Raw genomic sequence first — 22,679 nt, 5'->3', positions numbered from 1 at the left:
CGGCTCTACAGTAGATCCACGCCATGCGTGGATGGAATCAGTAATCCACGCCATGCGTGGATCCGGCCGCAAACCGCCGACCAAGGTTGGCACCTACCTGAGCGTGACCTCATCCAGCACCCACATCGCCGGGCGCGTGTCGCCGGTGAAGTTGATGCACAGATCGCCGTTGCCAGCGGTGCCCTTCGGCAGCGCCGCACGCAGGGTCACGAAGCCATCGGCATCGGGTGAGGCCGGCAGCGGTACTTCTGCCAGCACCTTGCCGCTGCAATCGCCGCGCCGCACCTGCATCTCGCCATGCGCGCGCCTGGCTTTTTCGAAGCGACGCTTGGGCTCGTCGTGGGCCAGCTGGAAGTAGTACGGAATACGCCCCGCGCGGACCTCCACACTGCCGATGCCGTCCAGCTGTGCCTGCGGCCAGCGCCAGCACGGCTGGAAGATGTCGACGTTGAACACCGCACGCGCTCCCTCGCGCGGGCCGTCGTCTTCCAGGCGCAGCACCAGCCCTTTCTTGCCCACACAGCTGAGCAGCGCATCGCTGCGACGGCTGAGCAGCGACTGCGCGGTGAACGCGGCGACGGTCGGCTTCGCGGCCAGCATCTGGCCCTGGTAGAACGCGGCGGCCTGCACGGTGGTCGGCAGCGTCCCGGTCAGCGGCTGCTGGTACAGCGGCGACTGCGCGGTCACCGGCTGGCCATCGGTGCTGTAGCGCACTTCATAACCCAGCGGATTGGCCAGCGATAGGGTCACGGAGTTTTTCGCGCGATCATCGGTGTAGTCCACGCCCACTTCGAACGGGGTCTGCGCGTAGGCCAGGCCCCAGGCACGGTAGCGCTGCAGCTGCGCGGGCAGGCGCGCGAGGAAATCGCGGAAGTCGCGATGTTCCGGCGTACTCCAGCCGGTCTCGGCCACGGCGGCCAGGCGCGGGAACAGGTTGTGCTGCAGGCGCGCGTAGGTGCGCGTGTGCTCGGTAAACATGTTGGCCTGCAGGCCGAGAATGTGCTGGCGCTTGTCGGCCGGCAGCTCGGCCGGCACCGGCTCGAAGTTGTACAGCTTGCCGAGGTTGACCTGGGCCGGGCGACCCGGTGGCTCGTTCGGCGAGGCGGTCTGCAGGTAATCCAGGTACAGGTATCCCACCGGCGACATGACCACGTCATGGCCGGCACTGGCAGCGGCCAGGCCACCTTCGGTGCCCTGCCACGACATCACCGTGGCCTGTGGCGGCAACCCACCTTCGAGGATCTCATCCCAGCCGATCAGGCGCCGGTCGTGTTCCTCCAGGAACGTCTCCAGGCGCTTGATGATGTGGCTCTGCATGGCCATTTCATTCTTGATGCCCAGTGCACGCATGCGCTGCTGCACCTGCTTCGAGGCTTCCCACTGGTCCTTGACCGCCTCGTCGCCACCGACGTGCACGTACTTCGCCGGGAACAGTTCGATCACTTCCTCCAGCACGTTCTCGAGGAAGGTGACGGTGCTGTCTTCCACGTTGAACAGGTTCGGGAACACGCCCCATTCGCTGATCGGCTTCAGCGGGGTGTTGATCGAACCCAGTTCCGGGTACGCGGCGATCGCCGCGGTGGCATGGCCGGGCACATCGATTTCCGGAATCACCTGGATATGCAGCTTGGCGGCATAGGCGATCACTTCGCGGATCTGCTCCTGCGTGTAGAAGCCGCAGTACGGATGCTGCTGGCCACTGGCCGGGTCGATGCCGCCGTCGCCGGCCGGCAGGCGGCAGCTGCCCACCTCGGTCAGCTTCGGGTAGCGCTTGATCTCCATGCGCCAGCCCTGGTCATCGGTGAGGTGCCAATGGAAGGTATTGAGCTTGTGCGCGGCCATCGCATCGAGCACGCGCTTGATCTCATCCAGGCTCTGGAAGTGCCGCGCCGAGTCGAGCATGAAGCCGCGCCAGCTGAAGCGCGGCGCGTCCTGGATCTGCACCGCCGGCAGCACGCCGTTGCTGCCACCCGTGGCCAGCTGGGCAAGCGTGGTTGCGCCGTAGAACAGGCCGGTTTCGTTGCCGGCCTGGATCACCACGCCCTGCGCGGTGCTTTCCAGCGTGTAGCTCTCACCGCTGTCGCGGAAGGTCGGGACGATCTGGAAGCGGATGCTGCCCGACGTGCCTGCCGCCTTGCCCATGGCCGGCGCAAGCCGCGGCCCGCCGCTGCGGGCCAGCAGGTCGGCGAACTGGGAGGCGACCCGTTGCGCGGCTTCGCCTTCGGCCTGCAGCGCGGTATCGGCGCGTACGGTGATGCCGCTACCCTGGCCGGGCTGCACCGTGGCCGGGGCGGGAATCAGCATCAGGCTGCCGGCACGCAGCTGCGGACCCGGTGCTTCAGCGGCCGGCGTGGGATCAGCGGCGAGTGCGGGCAGTGCCGGCAACAGGGCGAGCAGGCTGCCCAGCAGCACTGCGCTGCGCATCCGGGCGCGGGAAGGCTTGACCATCGGAACGACTCCTTGGAACGGTGCGATGAACGCTATACATGAAAAACGCCGGGCCCGGAATGACCCAGGCCCGGCGTGCGTGCACGACTCGGCGATGTTGCCGCCGCTGGATCAGTACTTGAAGCGGAAGTTGAGGTAGTACTGGCGACCGTTGCTGTAGAACGAGGTCGGGATGGCCGCGGTCTGGTAGTACTTGTAGGTCGGGTTGTTGAGGTTCAGGCCATCCAGGCTGATGCTCAGCCAATCGGTGGCCTTGTAGCTCAGCGATGCCGACAGCGTGCCGAAGTCATCCTGGTAGTACGGGTTGGTGCCCGACAGGCTGATCAGGAACGAGGAACGGCGGGTGTAGCTGACCCGGGCGCCAAAGCGCTCGTTCTCGAAGTAGGCACCCACGTTGTAGGTGTTCTTCGAAGTACCCAGCAGGTTGTGCGAACCATCCGACCAGGTGTGCGAGGTGGTGCCGTTGGCGTAGGTGTAGTTGGCATTGATGCCGAAGTACTCGCCGATCGGCTGCTCGTAGGCCACTTCCACGCCGGTGACCTTGCCGTCGGCATTGATCGGAGTGGAGATCTGGTAGGTCTCAAGCTGGTTGGTCAGTTCGCTGTACAGCTGGCGCGAGACCACGTCGAAGGCGATGTAGTCCTTCAGCTTCATGTGGTACGCGCCCACCGACAGCAGGCCACGCGGCATGAAGTACCACTCCAGGTTGGCATCCAGGTTGGTCGACAGGGTCGGCTTGAGGTTTGGATTGCCGCCACCGCCGGTGCGGTTCAGGTCCGAGCCGTACGAGGAGGCACCCAGCGCCGAGTAGTCCGGCAGGGTCTGGGTCTGCGAGGCGGCGACACGCAGCACCAGCGAGTCGTCCAGGTCGAACTTGATGTTGGCGCTGGGCAGGACGCGGTTGCGCTTGTTCTGGAAGGCCAGGCGCTCCCACATGCCGAACAGGCTGCTGACATCGGCATCGGCGGCCTTGCTGACGGCGTTGTAGGTGTCGATGTCCTGCTTGATGTTGACGTAGCGCAGGCCGACGTTGCCGCTCCACCAGTCGCCGCGGAAATTGGCCTGCACGTAGCCGGCGAAGTTCTTTTCCTTCACCTTCCACTCGGCGCCATAGTTGTGGCGACCGGTCGGGCCATCATTGCCGGCCAGCCAGGTGGAATTGTTGGTCACCGCGTCCTTCAGCGCGCCCGGGGTGAAGTACCAGAGGTTGCGCGGGAAGGTGCCGCCGATGTCGCCGGCAAAGCCGCTGGGATAGTTGGCCGTGGCACCGTTCTTCAGCGCGCTCCAGATGTCACCCGGGGTTGCACCTTCCGGCGACAGCGCTTCGCGCTTGTGGTCGGCGAAACGCAGGCCGAAGTCGATCGAGCTCAGTACGCCGCCATCGTTGAAGTACTGGTTGAAGTCGAGCGTGGCCCACTTCTCCTTGTCTTCGGCGGTGACCTGCTGGTTGCCCCAGGTGCCGAAGCTGGTCACGCCGTTGGGCGAGAGGTCGCCGCCGACGTTCCAGTCGATCGGCGAGCCATTGCCGTGGGTGGCCCAGCTGGCGCCGCCGCCGTTGGCCAGGGTGACCTCGGCGATGTACTGGCGCGGCGTCTCACCGGTGCCCTTGGTGCTGCCGGCCTGGAACTTGGCGGTCAGGCTGTCGCTGATCTGCCAGTCGGCATCGAAGGTGACATAGCTCGACTTTGCCTTCGACTCGCGGTAGATCATGTCGTACACCGCATAGTCGGTGCCCGGCACGCCCCTGTAGCTGGCGTTGGTCAGCACGCCGTCCTTGACCACATAGCCCGGATCCGGCGCCTGCGACTTGGCGAAGCTGTTGCCGAACATCATGAAGTTGCGGTTGTAGTTGTTGGCCTTCAGCTCGGAGCTGAAACCATTCAGGCCCAGGGTGAGGCTGTCGCTCGGCTTGAACTGCAACGAGACCAGGCCGCCCTTGCGCTCGCGGGTCTGCTCAAACAGGGTCGAACCCAGCAGGCCCGGCACATTGACGCCGATCAGGTCCGGATTGGTCTTGGCGACCGGATCGCCGGCGCCGATCTTGAAGAAGCCGCCCGGGATTTCCTGTGCTTCACGGCGCAGCTCGCGCTTCTGGCTGAAGCCCTGCACCATCACGCCGAAGGTGCCTTCCTCGTTCTTGTAGTTGAACAGTGCCGAGTACTGCGGGTCGTTCGACTTGGCCTGGTCCGAGCGCACCATGCCGATCGAGCCTTCCGCGGTGAACGGCTTGGAGAACTCCAGCGGCTTGCGGGTGATGATGTTGACGGTACCGGTGGTACCGCCGTCCTGCAGCTTGGCCTGCGAGGACTTGTTCACTTCCACCGAGCTGACCAGTTCCGACGGCAGCAGCGAGTAGCTGACGCTGCGGCCGACGTTGTTGCCCTGGCTGAGCACGAACCAGTCGGCCGAGCCGACGGTGTGGCCGTTGATCAGGGTCTGGGTCAGGCTCGGGCTGGTGCCGCGCAGGCTGACACGGTCGGCTTCATCGAAGCCACCTTCGTCGGCGCTGGACGAGCTGATGTTCACGCCGGGCAGGCGCTGCAGGGTATCGGCAACGTTGTGCGCGGGCAGCTTGCCCACGTCTTCGGCGGTGACCACTTCCACGCGCGCATTGGCTTCGCGCTTGGTGTCCAGCGACTTCTCCATCGAGCCACGGATGCCGGTAACGGTCACGGTGTCCAGATCGGTGGCGGTCGGGGCCGCCTGCTGCGCGTGCGCACTGAAGGCGATGCAGCTGACGATGGCGGCCGAAAGCAGGGTCTTGCGGGTGTTCATGATGTCTCTCCTCATCACTCGATTGGGTGCCGGCGGCGGTGTTCGGTTACGGTTGCGATGACATGCGCGGGGCGGCGGCGAAGTCCCGTGCGTTGGCGTGCCACGTACTGCGTGCTGCGATTGCGTTGAAGCCTGTTGCGGTGTCAGGCGGCCGACTGCTGCAGGTACCAGCTGGCAGCGCCAACCACGCCCAGCTGGCCGTGCTCGACGACCTTTACCGGGATGCGTGCCAGCGCTTCGCCCATCGGCCCCTTCTGCAGGTAGCGTTCGACGAAGGTGCTGGCGTGCAGGTATTCGCGGATCTGCGGCAGGATGCCGCCGGCCAGGTAGACGCCACCGTGGGCGCCGTAGAACAGCGCCATGTCGCCGATGGTGCTGCCGAGCAGGCCACAGAACACATCCAGTGCCTGGCGCGCATGCGCATCGCTGTCGGCCATGGCCGCAGCGGTGACTGCGTCGGGGCTTGCCAGGGTCGGCGCCTGCCCCTGCAGTGCACACACGGCTCGGTACAGGTTCATCAGGCCGGGGCCGGAGATCGCATGCTCGATCGACACGTGCGCGCGGTCGCGCTGCATGTGGCGGACGATGGCCATTTCCAGTTCGGTGCTGGCCGCCAGGGTCGGCTGGCCGGCTTCGGTGGGCAAGACCACCGGACCGTGCGCGGTGGGGATCCACAGCGCTGCACCGAGGCCGGTGCCGGGGCCGACCACCAGGGTCGGGCCACGCGCGGCGGTCTCCGGCCCGCACAGGTGCAGCACGCCACTGGCGTCCACCTGCGCGGCGGCGTAGGCCACCGCTTCGAAATCGTTGACGATGTAGACCCGCTGCAGGCCGACCTCGGCTTCCACCTGGCGTGCCGACAGCGGCCACGGCAGGTTGGCGGTGATCACCGTGCCGTCTTCGCGGGCATAGCCGGCGCTGGCGACCACGCAATGCGTGGGCCGCGGGCCTTCGCCCAGGAAGTCGGACAGGATCGCGCTGAGGCCGGCATGGTCGGCATTGCGGTACTTGCGGTACTCCAGCACCTGCACCGGATGGGCGGCGTCACCGCTGGCCTGGACCCGGGCCACGCGCACATGGGTGCCACCGACGTCGGCGGCCAGGAACGAGGGCGCGACGCGGGACAGGACATGCGACGGGGCGGGGTGGCTGGCGGTCACGCGGGCTCCTGCTGCAGGTGGGCCGGCCCGGGGATCGGGGGCGGCGATTGGGGCGGAGTCTGTAACCGTGCTGACAACGATGTCAACGAGTTCGTGACACTTTCGTTGCTGCGTCGCAACGAATGCGGCGCGCAGTAAACGTTTACACGGTGTGAGTGCGGGTTTCACGTGGGAACCATTGGTGCACGGGGCTCTAGGCCTGCCGCGCATTCAGCGGGGCGTACCGCGGCGGACTTGCGCAGTGCAGCACGAGGTTCAGGCAGGCGTGCATGGAAGTTGACAAACCGCCGTTGTCCATCGAAAGAATGTGACAACGTTGTTCCCAGCCACTCTCCGACGCCGCGTTCTGCGGCCGTCGCCGCAGGAGCCCTCCTGATGTCCGCCGTCCCCGCTGCAAGCGCGCGCCCGAACGTGGCCACCTCCATCGCCATCGTTGGCGTGTTGTTCTTCCTGATCGGCTTCTTCACCTGGCTCAACGGCCCGCTGATCACCTTCGTCAAGTTGGCCTTCGAACTCAGCGAGGTCGGTGCCTTCCTGGTGCTGATGGTGTTCTACCTGTCCTATTTCTTCCTGGCCCTGCCGGCGTCCTGGATCCTGCGCCGCACCGGCATGAAGAAGGGCCTGAGCCTGAGCCTGCTGGTGATGGCCGGGGGGGCCGCGCTGTTCGGTGAGTTCGCGACCCAGCGCTGGTACCCGGGCGCGCTCGGCGGTCTGTTCGTGATCGGCAGCGGCCTCGCCCTGCTGCAGACCGCGATCAACCCCTACATCTCCATCCTCGGCCCGATTGAAACGGCGGCACGCCGCATCGCGCTGATGGGCATCTGCAACAAGATCGCCGGCATGCTGGCGCCGGTGCTGATCGGCACCCTGGTGCTGCACGGCATCGGCGATCTGGACAAGCAGGTGCAGGCCGCCGACGCGGTCACCAAGGTCGCGCTGCTCAACGAATTCGCCGCCAAGATCCATGCGCCGTACCTGGCGATGGCCGCGCTGCTGGTGGTGCTGGCGGTGGCCGTGCTGTTCTCGCCTCTGCCGGAGATCAAGTCCTCCGAAGCCAATGCAACGCCGTCAGGTGCACCGGGAACGGCCGAGCGCCGCAGCATCTTCCAGTTCCCGCATCTGTGGCTGGGCGTGCTGTGCCTGTTCGTGTACGTAGGCGTGGAAGTCATGGCCGGTGATGCGATCGGAACCTACGGCCACGGTTTCGGCTTGCCGCTGGACCAGACCAAGATGTTCACCTCGCTGACGCTGGGTGCGATGTTGGCCGGCTACGTGGTCGGCCTGCTGGCGATCCCCGGCCTGGTCTCGCAGTCGCGCTACCTGACCATTTCGGCAGTGATGGGCGTGGTGTTCTGCCTGGGCGCCTGGGCTACGCACGGCTACGTCTCGGTGGCCTTCGTGGCGCTGCTGGGCTTTGCCAACGCCATGATGTGGCCGGCCATCTTCCCGTTGGCGATCCGCGGCCTGGGCCGCTTCACCGAGACCGGCTCGGCCCTGCTGGTGATGGGCATCGCCGGCGGCGCGATCATTCCGCAGCTGTTCGCCGTGCTCAAGCAGCACATCGACTTCCAGTTGGTGTTCGTGCTGCTGATGGTGCCGTGCTACCTGTACATCCTGTTCTACTCGGTGATCGGCCATCGTGCCGGCCTGCCGCAGGACAAGGCCTGATCGGCGATGATGGACGGCAGCCAACCCCAGGGAAAACCCATGCGCAGAGCGACCATCAAGGACGTTGCGGAGAAGGCCAAGGTCTCGCTGAAGACGGTCTCGCGGGTGATCAACAATGAGCCCTCGGTGATGCAGGCCACCCGTGCGCGGGTGCTGCGTGCCATCGCCGAGCTCGACTACGAGCCCGATCCGTCCGCGCGCAACCTGCGCAGCGGCACTACCTTCGTGATCGGGCTGGTCTACGACAACCCGAACCCGTACCACATCATCGGCGTGCAGAACGGCGTGCTGGCCGCGTGCCGCGAGACCGGTTTCGGCCTGCAGATCCATCCCTGTGATTCGAGCTCGCCGTTGCTGGCCGATGAACTGGCCGACTGGGTGCAGCGCTCGCGGCTGGCCGGGCTGGTGCTGACCGCACCGATGTCCGAGCGCCGGGACCTGATCCAGGCGCTGACCGCGCGTGGCATCAAGCTGGTGCGCATCATCGCCGCCACTGAAGACCCGGCCGACGGCGCCTGCGTGTTCGTCGACGACCGCGAGGCCGCCTACGAGATCACCGAGCACCTGATCCAGCTCGGTCACCAGCGCATCGGTTTCCTCTGGGGCGGCAGCTCGCACCGCTCCTCGGGCGAACGCTATGCCGGCTACGAAGCGGCGCTGAAGGACTACGGCATGACCGTGGACAAGCACCTGGTGGTGCAGGGCGATTACACCTTCGACGATGGTTTCCGTGGTGCGCGCCGCCTGCTGGCGCTGCGCGAACCGCCTACCGCCATCTTCGGTTCCAACGATGAAATCGCTGCCGGCGTGCTGGCCGCTGCCAAGTCGGCCGGCATGAACGTGCCCTACGACCTGTCCATCGCCGGCTTTGAGGACAGCCCGTTCTCGCGCCAGTCGTGGCCGCCGCTGACCACCGCCAAGCAGGCCACCGAAGACATCGCCCGCCACGCTGCGCGCCTGCTGATCGCACAGCTGCGCAGCGACGCCTACGACGATGCGCCGGCACCGCTGCACAACCAGGGCTTCGTGCCGCAGCTGGTGGTGCGCGGCTCGACCGCGCCGATGCGCCCGGCCGGCGCACGCCCCCTTCCTTCCGATCCTGCCTGAGCCTGCCATGTCGCTGTCAGACCCCACGTCCACCCTGATGTTCGCCGAGGCCGCCGAAGCGGCCGACGTGGTTGCCCGCCAGTTCTCGCGCAACCACGCCACCCTGGAAACCCTGGCCGCCAGCCTGCGCGCGGCGCCGCCGCCGTTCGTGGTCACCTGTGCACGCGGCAGCTCCGACCATGCCGCCACCTACGGCAAGTACCTGCTGGAAACCCAGCTGGGCCTGGTGGTTGCGTCGGCCTCGCCGTCGGTGGGGTCGGTCTATGCCGCACCGCTGCAGCTGCGCGGTGCGCTGTTCATCGTCATTTCGCAGTCGGGCAAGAGCCCGGACCTGCTGCGCAACGCCGAGGCGGCCAAGGCCGCTGGCGCACGCGTGATCGCGCTGGTCAACGTCGAGGATTCGCCGCTGGCGCAGCTGGCCGACACGGTCATTCCGCTGCATGCCGGTGCCGAAAAGAGCGTGGCGGCGACCAAGAGCTACCTGGCCTCGCTGGCTGCACTGCTGCAGCTGGCCGCCTACTGGAAGCAGGACAGCAGCCTGCGCAACGCGCTGGACCTGCTGCCGGACGCGATGCGTGAAGCCTGGCAGTGCGACTGGAGCGCGGTGACCGAAGGCCTGGTCGAGGCCACCAACCTGTTCGTGCTCGGCCGTGGCCTGGGCTTGGGCGCGGCGCAGGAAGCGGCGCTGAAGTTCAAGGAAACCTGCAGCCTGCACGCCGAAGCCTACAGCTCGGCCGAGGTCAAGCACGGCCCCATGGCGCTGGTCGACCGTGGCTTCCCGGTGCTGGCCTTCGCGCAGCCCGATGAAACCGGCGCCGGCACCCGAGCGGTGGTCGAGGAGTTCACTTCGCGAGGCGCGCAGGTGTGGCTGGCCGGTGCCGGCGGCAACCTGCCGGTGGCGCCCGCGCCGCACCCGCTGTGCGCACCGCTGCTGACCGTGCAGAGCTTCTACCGCGCGATCAACGCGCTGGCGCTGCGCCGTGGCTTCAACCCGGACCTGCCGCCGCACCTGAACAAGGTCACGGAGACGGTGTGATGGCAACCGTGCTGCGTAATGCCCGCATCCTGGCAGGCGATGAGTTCCGCGACGATCTGGCTGTGGTGATCGAAGAGGGTCGCATCAGCGCGCTGTTGCCCGACGCCGCACCGCAGCTGGGCCACGCTGCCGAGCAGATGGACCTGGGCGGCGGCTGGCTGCTGCCCGGCTTCATCGACGTGCAGGTCAATGGCGGTGGCGGCGCGCTGTTCAACAATACGCCCGATGTTGCCTCGCTGCGTACCATCGCGCAGGCTCACCGCCGCTTCGGTACCACCGCGATGCTGCCCACGCTGATCAGCGATGACGTGGCGGTGATGCGCGAAGCCATCGGTGCGACGCGCGAAGCGATCGCGCAGGGCGTGCCGGGCGTGATCGGCATCCATCTGGAAGGGCCCTACATCGCGCCGGCGCGCAAGGGCACGCACGATGCCAGCAAGTTCCGCGTACCGGACGAAGAAGAGATCGCGCTGGCCGCGTCGCTGGACAACGGCGTGACCCTGCTGACGCTGGCGCCGGAGCGCGTGCCGCTGGAGACCATCCGCGCGCTGGTCGAACGTGGCGTGATCGTGGCCGCCGGCCACACCGCAGGCACGTACGAAGAGATCCGCGCCGGCCTGGATGCCGGCGTGCGTGGTTTCACCCACCTGTACAACGCGATGTCGCCGCTGCAGGGGCGCGAGCCTGGCGCGGTGGGCGCTGCGCTGGAAGACCGCGACAGCTGGATCGGCATCATCGTCGATGGCGTGCATGTGCATCCGGCCAGCCTGCGGGTGGCGCTGGCGGCCAAGCCGCGCGGTCGCCTGCTGCTGGTGACCGATGCGATGCCGCCGGTCGGTGCCGACGATCCCAGCTACGTGCTGTACGGCGAAACCATCACCGCCATCGACGGCGTGGTGCGCAATGCCGCCGGTTCGCTGGCGGGCTCGGCGCTGGACATGGCCACGGCGGTGCGCAACACCGTGCAGCTGCTCGGCCAGCCGCTGGCCGAAGCCGCGCGCATGGCTTCGACCTACCCGGCGCAGTTCCTCAATGTCGACGACCGCCTGGGCCACATCGCCGAGGGCTACCAGGCCGACCTGGTGCTGCTGGATGACGCCCTGCAGGTACGTGGCACCTGGATTGCCGGACAGTACGAGGCCGCCTGATGAACAGTACGCCGCCACGCCGTCTGGGCTCGATCGATGCCCTGCGCGGCATCACCGTGGCGGCGATGCTGCTGGTCAACAATCCAGGCGACTGGAGTGCAGTGTTCGCGCCGCTGCGCCATTCGGAATGGCATGGCTGCACGCCCACCGATCTGGTGTTCCCGTTCTTCCTGTTCCTGGTGGGCGTGTCGATGGCCTTCAGCGTGGCACCGCGCGCGCTGGATGCCGCTGCGCGTCCTGCACTGGCGCGCGGTGTGCTGGAGCGCGCGCTGCGCATCCTGGTGGCCGGTGCGCTGCTGCATCTGCTGATCTGGTGGGCGCTGGATACACACCACTTCCGCATCTGGGGGGTGCTGCAACGGATCGCCGTGTGCGCGGCGCTGGTGGGTGTGCTGGCGGTGTATGCACGGCCGCGCATGCAGGCCGGCATGCTTGTTGGACTGCTGGTGGGATACACGGTGCTGCTGCTGGGCGTCGGTGACCTGGCGCCGTGGACCAACCCGGCCAGCCGCCTGGACACCACGCTGTTCGCACCGTGGATCTATCAATGGCATGCCGATACCCGCCTCGGCCATGACCCGGAAGGATTGCTGAGCACGCTGGGTGCACTGGGCAGTACCGTGCTCGGTCTGTTGGCCGGTGGCCTGCTGCGCAGCGGGCGTTCGACGGCACTGGCCGGGCTGGGCGTGGCGACCGCCGTGCTGGGCCTGTTGCTGGCCGGGGTGCTGCCGTTGAACAAGCAGCTGTGGACGCCCAGTTACGTGCTGTGGACCGGTGGCCTGGCCGCGCTGGCGCTGTGGCTGGGCCACGTGCTGATAGACCTGAAGGGATGGCCGGCGCTGGGCCGGCGCTTCGGGGTCAACGCGATCACTGCGTACCTGGGGGCATCGGTGATGTCGGTGGTGCTGATGGCGACCGGCGCCTGGGGCTGGATCTGGCAGCAGCTGGCCGCCGCGATGCCGCAGGCGCTCGAGCTGGCATCGATGCTGCAGGCGCTGGCGTTCGTCGCACTGTGGTGGGGCGTGGCATGGTGGCTGGACCGGCGGAAGATCTACCTGAAGATCTGACCCCATCCGCCAACGCCATCCACGCATGGCGTGGATCTACCAGGTGCCACGAGTGAATCGATTGGCGATGCAGGATCAGTAGATCCACGCCATGCGTGGATGCTTTGCGCGTGATTCCGGATGCAGGAAAAATGAACGATTTCAGCCACATCACATTGGCGTGAGGGCCCGGCGATTTCACATCCGAAATGTGATTTCCCGCACGCAAGTTCACCTATCGAAACGGTTCACATCACGGCAGACTGCACACGCAGCAGCGTGCATTTGCAGTTCCTGATCCCCTGTCCAGGAGTGCTGTATGTCCCGTGCCGTCCCGTGCGCTTTCCGTCCGCGCCGCCTCACTGTTTCCGTGGTGCAGGCCCTGGCTGTCCCGTCCGTCATGCTGTTGACCGCCAGTGTCGCTTGGGCCGGCTGTGACAATGCCACCCCGATCGCAGGCCAGACGGTCACCTGCGATGCCAGCGCGCCGAATCCGCAGACCGTTCCCGTCGCTGCCACTGGCGCGGCCGGTATCACCGTCAATGTCGCCAGCACGGCACAACTGCAACAGAGCGGTGGTGGCAGTGCGATTTCGCTGGTCGGGGCCGGCGGGCACCTGCTGTCCAACCTCGGCACGATCAGTTCGGTGGGGGGTGTGGCGGTCCAGCTCGGTGGCGGCAGCCGTGTCGAGAGTTCGGGCAGCATCAGCACCGGCAACAACATCGCGCTGCAGTTCGTTGGCGCCGGCGACAGCGTGCTGGTCAACAGCGGAACGATCAGCGGGCGCACCGGCGTGCAGTTCGATGCCGGCAATGATCGCCTCGAGATGCAGGCCGGCAGCATCACCGGCGGTGTCCTGCAAGGGGATGGCAACGATGTGCTGGTGCTGGGCAACGGTACGATCGACAGCGTTGACCAGGGCAGTGGCGATGACCAGATGACCGTCACCGGTGGCACCGTCACCGGCGTGGTGGCGCAGGGCAGTGGCCGCGATGATTTCGTCATGAGTGGCGGCACGATCGGCGCGCTGCAGCAGGGCGACAACATCGATACCTTCCGCATGAGCGGTGGCCGCATCGTCGGTGCGTTCGAAGATGGCGACCAGGCCTGGATGACCGCAGGCCGCATCGGCCGCGTCAACATGAAGCTGGACAAGAACCTGTGGGACCAGTCCGGCGGCACCGTGGACGGCAACGTGGTGACTGGCTTCGACACCGACACCATCATCATCTCGGGCACCGCCTACATCGGCGGCAACATCAGCGTCAGCGGCGGCAACGACAGCGTGACCATCACCGACGGTACCGTGCGCGGGCAGGTACTGCTCAGTATCGGCGATGACACCTTCAACTGGAGCGGCGGTGGCATTGTCTACGGTGCGATCGACATGGGCCCAGACAACGACGTGGCCAACCTCAGCAACCTCAACCAGGGCAACCTGGGTGCGGTGCCGCTGTTCGACGGTGGCAGTGGCATCGACCAGCTCAACCTGAGCAACGTCAAGACCGCAGGCGTGGGCCGTTACCAGAACTGGGAGACGATCAGCCTGGCCAACAGCACCGAGCTGAGCTTCGATGGCGATCTGGTGCTGGGCGACAGCGTTACCGGCACCGGCACGCTGACGGTGGATGACACCAGTACCGTGTACGCGGGCAGTGGGGGACATGCCATCCGCCCGTTCAACAGCGCTGCACTGGTGGAGATGGTCAATGCCGGGCGTATCGACCTGACCGGTACCGGCGCGGGCGACGTGTTCACCGTGCGTGGCAACTACCGTGGTGACGGCGGGGGCCTGTACCTGCGTACCGTGCTGGGCGCGGACAACTCCCCCAGCGATCGCCTGGTGATCGATGGCGGTACCGCCACCGGGACCACCGGCATCGGCGTACTCAATGCCGGCGGCAGCGGCGCGGCCACGCTGGCCGACGGCATCCTGGTGGTGCAGGCATTGAATGGTGGCCGCACCGCGCCGGGCGCGTTCTCGCTGTTTGCACCGGTCGCGGCCGGCGCCTACGAGTACTTCCTGTTCAAGGGCGGTGTCAGTGCCGGCACCAGCGAGAACTGGTACCTGCGTTCGACGCTGGTGACCGGCCCGACGCCGGCACCCAACGGTGGTGGCAGCGCCACCCCACCGCCGCTGACGCCGCCGGTGGCACCACCGCCCCCCATTGCCCCGGCGCCGCCACCGCCGCCCGAAGGCGCCATCGATCCGGACCTGACCGCAGGCGAGACCGCACCACCGCCGCCGCCGCCGGAACCGGCGCCCGTGGCACCGCCCAGCGATCCGGCGGTGCCGGACGTGCCGGTGGCCGGCGGTGCATTGCCCGGTACCGGTGCACCGCCGACGCCGGGTGCACGCCCGGCCGAAGGTGCGGTGGTACCGCTGTACCGCGTGGAGACCGCCGCCTACGCGGTGGTGCCGCCGCTGCTGCGCGAGACCTCGCTGGCCAGCCTCGGTACCTTCCACGAGCGGCAGGGCGAACAGCGCCTGCTGTACAACCAGGGCGCATTCCGCACCGCCTGGGGCCGCCTGGTGGGGCAGAGCAGCGAGATCCACTGGAAGGGCGATGCGCAGCCCGGCTTCGATGGCGACGTGATGGGCCTGCAGGCCGGCCTCGACGTGTGGGCTGCGGCGTCTGATAGCCATCGCAACCAGATCGGCGTGTTCGTCGGCCGCACCCGCGCGCAGGGCAAGACCACCGGCCTGGCACTGGGCTGGGAAAACGTGCAGGTAGGCCAGAACCGTTTGGACGACAAGCACGCGGGCCTGTACTGGACGTTCACCGACAGCAGCGGTGCCTATATCGACGCCGTGGCGATGCAGAGCCGCTACGACGGCCGCGTACGTTCCTCGCGCGGGCTCGGCTTCGGCCTGAGCGGCGACGGCACCAGTGTGTCGGTGGAGGCTGGCAAGCCGCTGCTGCACTTCGGTCAGTCCGCATGGTGGCTGGAACCGCAGCTGCAGGTGATCTGGCAGCGCACCTCGCTGGACGACCGCCGCGATGAAGTGTCGAGCGTGCGCTTCGACAACGACAACGCCTGGACCGGCCGCATCGGCCTGCGCCTGGCCGGTGATTACCAGCTGGCCGACAACGGCTGGCAGCCGTACTTCAAGCTCAACTACTGGCACGGCCGTTCCGGCGAGGATCGCATCCGCTTCGACGACGACGTGATCATCAATTCGCAGCGCTCGCGTGCATTGGAAGCCGGCGTGGGTGTGGTCGGGCGCTTCAACCGCACCATCAGTGCGTACGCCGTGGCCGACTATACGCGCGAGCTGGGTGGCGACCGCAACGAGAAGCGCCGCATCATCGAAGGCAACATCGGCTTGCGTGCGGACTGGTAGCGCGCGGTGTGGATGTCATGGCCCGCCCTGGTGGGTGTCGACCTTGGTCGGCACGAATCCCACCGACGCCATGAGCACAGCGCAGCCGAGCGTAGGCTCGGCTCTACGACAACGGCGCGCCCGCATCCGGCTCCACCAACGCTCCGGCATGATCGGCCAGCACCACCACCGCATGCAGCAGCCCTTCCTCCACCTGCGGTGGACACTGCGCCTGCGCACCATCCATCTCGCGCGCCGACTGCGCCGCCAGCAACACGCCCCCACACGCAGACACTGCCGCCAGGCAGCGCGTTGCCTCGGCCAGTTCCCGGCTGCGCGCCTCGCTGAGTTGCCGCTCGCGCCACGCCTGGCCGTCGGCCCCGTGGCTGTTTGCGATGCCGCGCAACCGGGCGAAGAACGCCGACGGCGGCGCCTGTTCGTCGGCTTCGGTGAGCGCATCTTCCAGCGCTTCGGCTGCCGTAGTGGACAGCTGCAGGTCGGGCAATGCAGCACCGAGCAGTGCCTGCAGGCGTGGATAGGTGGGGTAGGGCGTGTTCATGGCAGCAACCTCACAAGGCAAGGCCACCTGCGGGATGCAAGGTGGCGGGCGGTGCGGGTTGGCGTGCCGGTGAAGCTCTTCACGAGGAATGACGCCGGCGGATCGGGGATCCCCACGCACCGCCCGCCGCAGAACGACGGACGGTGCATTGTTCGGGCCGGCAACGACGTTGCAAGCCCGCTCGTGAAAAGCTTCATTCAGGACGCCAATCCCGGTCAGCGCAGGAAGCGCCGACGGGGGCCACCTTGGCGCGTTGTGCGCCGCGATGACATGGGCAAAGTTGCAATGTGGTGACTGCACGCAAGCCGCTTTGCTGCAACCAGCGACCGGGCCGGATACGACAGTTCGCGCGTGGCGCAAGCGATCATGCCCCGGTTATGCTGCGGTCCTGACTCAACGACAAGGAAGCGTCGCATGCAGGTTCGCAAGGGAGTGCGTCGCATCGGCGCGCTGATGTTCGTGTTGCTGGCGACCGGCGCCATGGCCGATACGCCAAGCACGGTCGAGGTGCCCTCGCCGGAGGCCCTGGCCGAGATCCTCAGCCTGCTTGAACGCCAGGCGCTGTATCGCGATCGGGTGGACTGGCCCGCCATCCGCATCCGCCTGCAATCGGCGCAGGGCGACTCCGCGCAACGGCTGGCCGTTCTGCGCGAAGCCATTGCGCTCAGCACCGGCCACCATGGTGCATGGACCACGACCCAGCGCCAGCGTGAATCCCTTGCGCGCGCGCAGCAGGCCGGTGCCGCCGCCGTGGACCGGGCCAAGGCCGTCGATGCGGTGGATGCGCGCATCGGCTGGGTGGTCATCGAGGGCTATGCCCCTATGCCCGGCGCGACGCCGCAGGAGAAATTCCGCCAGGACATCCAGCGCGCCGCGCGGTGGCAGCAGGTAATCCGTAGCAAGGACGACGGCATGCGCTGTGGCTGGATCGTCGACCTGCGTGACAACAGCGGTGGCAACATGTGGCCGATGCTGCTGGGCATGGCACCGTTGCTGCGCACCTCGGTGGTGAACAACGAAGATGTGGGAGCGTTCGAAGCCGCACAGGGGCCGGAGCGCTGGACGTTGACCGCGACCGCTGTACAGCGTGCAGGCAAGTCGGTGCTGGACTTCGGCCAGTCCGGCTATGTGCTGCGGCAGCCCGGCGCGCCGGTGGCGGTGCTGTTCGGGCCGCGCACCGGCAGTTCGGGCGAGGCCTCGGTGCTGGCGTGGCGTGGTCGTCCGCAGACGAGGAGTTTCGGTCAGCCTACTGCGGGTGTCTCCACTGGCAATGTCGTGCACACGCTTGCCGATGGCAGTCGCCTGCTGCTGACCACCAGCGTGATGCGGGACCGCAATGATCGTGGCGATGGCTTGAAGATCGAGCCCGACCAGCGCGTCGAGGGTGACGCCGCCACCGTGGCCGCCGCCCAGGCCTGGCTGCTGGCCCAGCCCGCCTGCCAGGGCACCCGGTCATGATCCTGATCGGCCAGCAGGAACGGGTGCTGATCGTCGGCCCCACCGAGGCGCACCACTGCCTGCGCTGCCAGACGGAAACCGAGTTCGCCCCGCAGCTGCGCTACAGGATGGCGCGCATCGACCTGCTGTTCGGCTTCACCTACCAGCGCCGCTACGAGCTGGCCTGCACCCGCTGCGAGCACGGCTGGGTGCTCGATACCGAGACCATGGACCAGCAGCTGGGCGGGGTGCCGATCCCGTGGCGGCACCGCTTCGGCCTGCCGTTGATGCTGGTGGTGGTGGCGGGGCTGGCGGTGGCCGGATGGATGTGGCGGCACCTGTATGCCTCCTAGAAAGAGGGCGGGCCGACATGGCCTTAGCAGGTCGTTCCAGCGGGCGCTAGCCTCGGGTGGGGCCAAGCAATCCACGCTGGCCTAGCCCATGCGGATCGCTGTTCGGGTCTGCTCTTGGGTTTGCTCTTGTTGAGCGACCTGCTGTGCCTGCCAAATCTGCTCGGCCTTGGCGAGCGACTGTTCTACGGGTGTATTGACGGCCTCGCTGACCGCGATCGACGCCCGCAGGTGTGCCGGATTGTCGAGCGCTCCCTGCACGACGAACATGCGAGGGCCTGAACCATCGCTGGGAGGATTGCCCAAGACAACATGATCGACGCGTTCCAGGCCGCTGCGCCTGGCCGTTGCAAGCAGGCTGGCCGTCATCCGCTCGCTGGTTTCATCGAAGCTGCGCCCGTGCTTGGCATCCACGGCAGATACACCGTCGCGAATCTGCCGGTAGAGCGCATGGTCGGGGTGGCCTTCCGTTCGGGGATCCAGGCCTGCCTTGTCCAAGGTTGATTCGATTCTTTCCTGCAATGGGCTCTTGGGAGCGAAGCCTGGGTTGCTTAGAGAGGGCGAGCCCTTTTCGGTTGTCTCATGGACCAGACGCTCCCCAGGCTTCAATGCACTTTCTGCGCGCTGCACGGCTTCGGCTTCGCGACGGGCGTACGCTCCGGCTTCCTCAGTGCCGCGAAGGTAATTGACCCCGTCGCGCAGGAGTCCAGGGCCACCGCCGACAAGTACGGTCGCCCCCAGCCGCAACTGGTGGATGTCTTTGCGATACTCCGCTATCCGGCGTAGGTCCTCGGCATCAGTGATCCGCGCCTCGGGGTCGTCCAGTACGGACTGCACTGGGCCCTTGTCGGTCATACGGTCAATGAAGTGAACCATTCGATGGGAATCACCCAACTGGACCGCAACCGCAGCGGACATGACATGGCCGCTTTTCATCCCAAGCGATACGAGCGAGGCGATGCGCTGGCCCTGCTCGGCATCGCGCAAGACTCCCAGTTCCTTGGGGAGTGCGTACATCTCAACCTTGCCGTAATGAGGGCCGGCCGCACTAACCAGGTCGCCCGCCATCACATGGTTGGTGAAGGGCGCCGCATTGGCCGGCTGGCCTTCAGGCAGGCGATACGCCAACCCTGCAGCGCCGTAGGGATTGAAGGCGTCGCCAGGAAGATTGTAATGGTGGGCACTGATCTGCGCGAGTGCGCCGCCTAGGGAATGTCCAGTGACGTACACCGGACCGTATCCGTTTTCCTCAGCTTGCTTGATTGCCTGCTTGGTCAGTACGAGGGCATCATCAATCTGTGCGTTGACTCTGGCGCTGACCATCGCTGCGTCGACGCCGCCATCAAGTATGGCCTGGCGATCAAACTCGGTGCCTCGATGGGCGATGATGATCTCGTTGGTCTTGATGTTCCGGTACACAACCCCTTGATAGCCGCTGGCTGCGTCACGTCGCCCTAGAACTTCGAAGTCTTCGCCCTCAACGCGCAGCGATTCCTTATCGCCTGGAGCTGGATGTGACGGTGGAGAGTAGGCTGCATTGGCCAGGGCTGCATTGGTTAGAGGTCTCATGGGACGATTCCTTTCGAAGGAGACGATATCTCTATGGCAAAGTACTTCTGCTTCTCGATATCAGACAATCTGTCGTAGCTATACTGGGACTGCGTTCGCACCCACCCCGGGGTCGAACTCTTTGTTTGCAGGGTCATCTGACTGTCTGCGTACGAAATCGACGTGAGTAGTTTCTTCAGTTCGAGATGGTGGACGGCAACTGATATGAAGCCTTCGCGTCCCTCGGAAATGACTGGGAATGAAGCTCGAATGATGCTGGGTTTCCATTCGCATGGCCCGCGCCCGTAATAGTCAGCGACTGCCATGCCGTCCTCGAACACGGTGCTGCTGAACTCGGTCGCACTGACGCGTTGTACTGGGAACTCTACTGACTGCCGTTGGGGGGCGTACTGCACACCCTCGTAGTTGTTGATCGGTGGGAGGCAGAGCGGATCTATCTCGTAGGAGACGAAAACCTTCGGGAGGGTAAGCTCCACAGGCGCATCGTGGACCCGGATCACAATCGGTAGCGCATCCTTGGGTGCAGGATTCTCGCGATAGACCGGGTATGAGCGTTCCTTGTTGCACCCAGAAACGGCCAGTGTGATCAAGGCGATCAACGCCACGTGAGTGAGGGGGGGGGAGGGTTTCAGCATGAGCGGTCCATGTCGCTTATTGAGGTAGGCGCCTCTTCAGCGTTACTACGGGGCACGGTTCTCTGCGCGTGACGATACCGGCAGGATTGCCCTGATCCTTGATCGGCTGGACAGGAGGGATGGCCGAGGAAGACGACGCGATGTCCCGCGTTAAGGGGCACATGCGACAGGTTGCGCCGCTCGTGCTGCCAGCTTCCTTGGCCTCCATCTATGCATGCCTGTGGCGCGAGGCCTTGCGAGGTAGCGTTCATCGGCGTTCCATTGCTCTACGTCATACGACTATACGACCCGCTCCAGCCGTGCTCAAAGCTCTTGGTCATGCCAGTCTCAACGTCCTTCCAGGATTGAGTGGTGCGGCGCCGGCACGCAGCCACAAGCGAATCGGACACATTGACGGTTTCGTCAAACTGTTGGAGCAGGTCTTAACAGTTACCTCGTCGAACGGTTCAGGGGCGAGCAGCGTTCGCAGAATCAGCGGCCGGCCGAATCCTGCCCGCCATGCTTTCCCCCCAAGGCCATCAAGATTTCCGCGGCCCCGATTCCCTTTGGCTGGATCCAGACCGGTGAACGCTGGGCGCTTTGGTACAACGGTCGCCGACGCCCCGCGTGTCCCTGCCAATGCGCTGTCGTGCCTCACCCTAGGCCTGTTAAAGTCTGCCCTGCAACCACGTACCGGAACCGACCATGGACCACGACACCCCGTTCGAACCCCTCAACGACCTCGAGGTGCGCCTGCTGCAGGCCCAGGACGGCACGCTGACCGCAGCGCAGTTCCTCGACGGCCTGCTGACCTCGACGGCGTTCGTGCTGCTGGACAAGGCCATCGGCGAAGATGGCGCCTGGGACGAGAGCATCTCGCCGTTGGTGCTGACCAGCGAGAGCGGCGAGCCGATGTTCGCGGTGTTCACGGCCCCCGAGCGCGCCGGCCTGTGGCACGAGCAGCTGCCGCAGTTCGCGCATGCCATGCCGATCGCGGTGCAAGCGCTGCTGGCCGGTATCGGCGACGGCGTCGGCCTGGTGCTGAACCCGGGCCTGGACGTGGGCATGGAGATGATTCCCGATGCCGTGGCCCAGCTGAAGCAGCGGGCGGCGGCGATCACCCGCGGCATGGCGCATTGAAGGCAGCGATTTAGGGGTGCCGGCCAGCGGAGCGGCCGGCACTACCAGGTGCTTCAGCGGGCAGCGGCAATCGCCTTCACCCGCGCCTTGGCCAGCGCTTCGCCGATGGCCGGGCCCTTCAGATGGGTGGTATCCAGATCCCTGGCCTGCACTGACAGCGCTGCCCGGTGCAGGCGCTTGAGCGTTTCGCCCTGCGGGTAGTCGGCATCCTCGAAACCGAGCCGGCCGCGCTTGTCGGCCTCGCAGCACAACGCGATGCGGGCCACGCGTTCCGGCCGGCGCAGCGCATCACAGCGGCCCAGCAGTTCCAGCACGGTGGCATCGCGTAGTTCGTCGATGCGGTGCACGTTCAAGTGCTCGCGGCAGACCGCTTCGGCCAGCTGCTGGTGCTCGGCGGGAATCTTCAACCGCGCACACAGTGCCTTCAGCGGCTTGATGCCGCGCTGCTCGTGCATGATGTGGCGCGGCCATTCCTCCGGCGGGGTCAGGCCCTTGCCGAGATCGTGGGTGAGCGCGGCGAAGCCGACCAGGTCATCACCCGGCGCCAGTTTCGCGGCCATGTCGCTGACCATTTCCTGGTGGATGCCGGTATCGACCTCGGGGTGGAACTCGGCACGTTGCGGCACGCCGTACAGCGCTTCCAGCTCGGGCAGGATCGGGCCCAGGGCATGCGCATCGTGCAGCGTGCGCAGGAAGGCGGAGGGCCGCTCACTGACCAGCGCCTTGCGCAGTTCCTGCCAGACGCGCTCCGGCACCAGCGCGTCCAGCTCGCCACTGGCGGCGACCTCGCGCATCAGCGCCATGGTCTCTTCGGCGACGGTAAAGCCCAGCGGTGCGAAGCGCGCCATGAAACGGGCCGCGCGCAGCACGCGCAATGGATCTTCGACGAACGCAGGACCGACATGGCGCAGCACGCGTTGCTCGATATCGCGCACACCGCCGTAGGGATCGACCAGCGTGCCGGTGTCTTCGTCGCAGGCAATCGCGTTGATGGTGAAGTCGCGGCGCTGCAGGTCTTCTTCCAGCGTTACGGCCGGATCAGCATCCACCACGAAGCCGCGATAGCCGCGGCCGGATTTGCGCTCGGTGCGCGCCAGTGCGTATTCCTCACCCGTGTTCGGGTGCAGGAACACCGGGAAGTCACGGCCAACCGCAGTGTAGCCCTGCGCTTCCATCTGCGCGGGCGTGGCGCCAACCACCACCCAGTCATGGTCGCCGGCAGGGCGCTGCAGCAGGCGGTCGCGCACGGCGCCGCCGACAAGATAGATCTTCATGGGGGAATGATCGCACGGCCGGC

General features: G+C 66.4%; 16 protein-coding genes. 9 read left to right on the top strand and 7 right to left on the bottom strand.

The genetic code is table 11. From position 1 onward, the window contains the following. Positions 1-93 precede the first annotated feature (93 nt). From HMPREF3114_RS06425 to HMPREF3114_RS06415, 3 genes are all read right to left on the bottom strand, one after another. Entirely contained in the window at positions 94-2,448 is a 2,355-nt protein-coding gene (locus HMPREF3114_RS06425; protein WP_053498212.1) for a beta-N-acetylhexosaminidase, read from the bottom strand. A gap of 111 nt (positions 2,449-2,559) precedes the next feature. Continuing rightward, positions 2,560-5,223 carry a TonB-dependent receptor gene (locus tag HMPREF3114_RS06420; RefSeq protein ID WP_053498210.1) on the bottom strand — a complete coding sequence of 888 codons (2,664 nt, stop codon included), beginning with the start codon at positions 5,221-5,223 and terminating at the stop codon, positions 2,560-2,562. Positions 5,224-5,366: 143 nt separating this feature from the next. Beyond that, the gene (locus tag HMPREF3114_RS06415) at positions 5,367-6,383 is read right to left on the bottom strand and encodes a glucokinase family protein (protein WP_070489378.1); all 1,017 of its coding nucleotides are present in this window, start codon (positions 6,381-6,383) and stop codon (positions 5,367-5,369) included. 375 nt (positions 6,384-6,758) lie between these two features. Between HMPREF3114_RS06415 and HMPREF3114_RS06410 the strand changes: the two genes are divergently transcribed. The 6 genes from HMPREF3114_RS06410 to HMPREF3114_RS06385 all read left to right on the top strand — a co-directional run bounded on the left by HMPREF3114_RS06410 (position 6,759) and on the right by HMPREF3114_RS06385 (position 15,734). Then, positions 6,759-8,051, top strand: a complete 1,293-nt coding sequence (locus HMPREF3114_RS06410) for a sugar MFS transporter (RefSeq protein WP_005419333.1) — start codon at positions 6,759-6,761, stop codon at positions 8,049-8,051. Positions 8,052-8,090: 39 nt separating this feature from the next. Then, positions 8,091-9,158, top strand: a complete 1,068-nt coding sequence (locus HMPREF3114_RS06405; protein WP_005411045.1) for a LacI family DNA-binding transcriptional regulator — start codon at positions 8,091-8,093, stop codon at positions 9,156-9,158. Positions 9,159-9,165: 7 nt separating this feature from the next. After that, positions 9,166-10,194, top strand: a complete 1,029-nt coding sequence (locus HMPREF3114_RS06400) for an SIS domain-containing protein (RefSeq protein ID WP_053498208.1) — start codon at positions 9,166-9,168, stop codon at positions 10,192-10,194. Continuing rightward, positions 10,194-11,342 carry an N-acetylglucosamine-6-phosphate deacetylase gene (gene nagA / locus HMPREF3114_RS06395; RefSeq protein ID WP_053498206.1) on the top strand — a complete coding sequence of 383 codons (1,149 nt, stop codon included), beginning with the start codon at positions 10,194-10,196 and terminating at the stop codon, positions 11,340-11,342. The genes HMPREF3114_RS06400 and nagA overlap by 1 nt, the downstream gene beginning before the upstream one ends. Beyond that, entirely contained in the window at positions 11,342-12,409 is a 1,068-nt protein-coding gene (locus tag HMPREF3114_RS06390) for an acyltransferase family protein (protein ID WP_053498204.1), read from the top strand. The genes nagA and HMPREF3114_RS06390 overlap by 1 nt, the downstream gene beginning before the upstream one ends. A gap of 298 nt (positions 12,410-12,707) precedes the next feature. Next, entirely contained in the window at positions 12,708-15,734 is a 3,027-nt protein-coding gene (locus HMPREF3114_RS06385; RefSeq protein ID WP_053498202.1) for an autotransporter family protein, read from the top strand. A gap of 103 nt (positions 15,735-15,837) precedes the next feature. Here HMPREF3114_RS06385 and HMPREF3114_RS06380 read toward each other — a convergent pair whose 3' ends face one another. Next, positions 15,838-16,272, bottom strand: coding sequence for a hypothetical protein (locus HMPREF3114_RS06380; RefSeq protein WP_053498200.1), 435 nt, complete (start codon positions 16,270-16,272; stop codon positions 15,838-15,840). A 414-nt stretch (positions 16,273-16,686) separates the two neighbouring features. On the opposite strand from HMPREF3114_RS06380, the gene HMPREF3114_RS06375 reads away from it, so the two are divergent. Both HMPREF3114_RS06375 and HMPREF3114_RS06370 read left to right on the top strand, forming a co-directional pair. Then, the gene (locus HMPREF3114_RS06375) at positions 16,687-17,730 is read left to right on the top strand and encodes a S41 family peptidase (protein ID WP_053498198.1); all 1,044 of its coding nucleotides are present in this window, start codon (positions 16,687-16,689) and stop codon (positions 17,728-17,730) included. After that, a complete protein-coding gene (locus HMPREF3114_RS06370; protein ID WP_053498196.1) occupies positions 17,727-18,062 on the top strand; it encodes a hypothetical protein in 336 nt (111 codons plus the stop codon). Before HMPREF3114_RS06375 ends, HMPREF3114_RS06370 begins: the two co-directional genes overlap by 4 nt. A gap of 81 nt (positions 18,063-18,143) precedes the next feature. Here HMPREF3114_RS06370 and HMPREF3114_RS06365 read toward each other — a convergent pair whose 3' ends face one another. Both HMPREF3114_RS06365 and HMPREF3114_RS06360 read right to left on the bottom strand, forming a co-directional pair. Beyond that, entirely contained in the window at positions 18,144-19,628 is a 1,485-nt protein-coding gene (locus HMPREF3114_RS06365) for an XVIPCD domain-containing protein (RefSeq protein ID WP_053498194.1), read from the bottom strand. Then, positions 19,625-20,263 carry a hypothetical protein gene (locus tag HMPREF3114_RS06360; protein ID WP_053498192.1) on the bottom strand — a complete coding sequence of 213 codons (639 nt, stop codon included), beginning with the start codon at positions 20,261-20,263 and terminating at the stop codon, positions 19,625-19,627. Before HMPREF3114_RS06360 ends, HMPREF3114_RS06365 begins: the two co-directional genes overlap by 4 nt. 684 nt (positions 20,264-20,947) lie before the next feature. Here HMPREF3114_RS06360 and HMPREF3114_RS06355 point away from each other — a divergent pair. Then, the gene (locus HMPREF3114_RS06355) at positions 20,948-21,382 is read left to right on the top strand and encodes an SseB family protein (protein WP_053498190.1); all 435 of its coding nucleotides are present in this window, start codon (positions 20,948-20,950) and stop codon (positions 21,380-21,382) included. A 53-nt stretch (positions 21,383-21,435) separates the two neighbouring features. On the opposite strand, the gene HMPREF3114_RS06350 is transcribed toward HMPREF3114_RS06355, so the two are convergent. Continuing rightward, entirely contained in the window at positions 21,436-22,656 is a 1,221-nt protein-coding gene (locus HMPREF3114_RS06350; protein ID WP_005419308.1) for a multifunctional CCA addition/repair protein, read from the bottom strand. Positions 22,657-22,679 lie beyond the last annotated feature (23 nt).

Origin of the sequence: Stenotrophomonas sp. HMSC10F07, assembly GCF_001807895.1 — a bacterium.
GTDB lineage: Bacteria > Pseudomonadota > Gammaproteobacteria > Xanthomonadales > Xanthomonadaceae > Stenotrophomonas > Stenotrophomonas sepilia.
The sequence above is the reverse complement of the archived record's forward strand: the minus strand, read 5'-3'. Positions and strand labels throughout refer to the sequence as shown.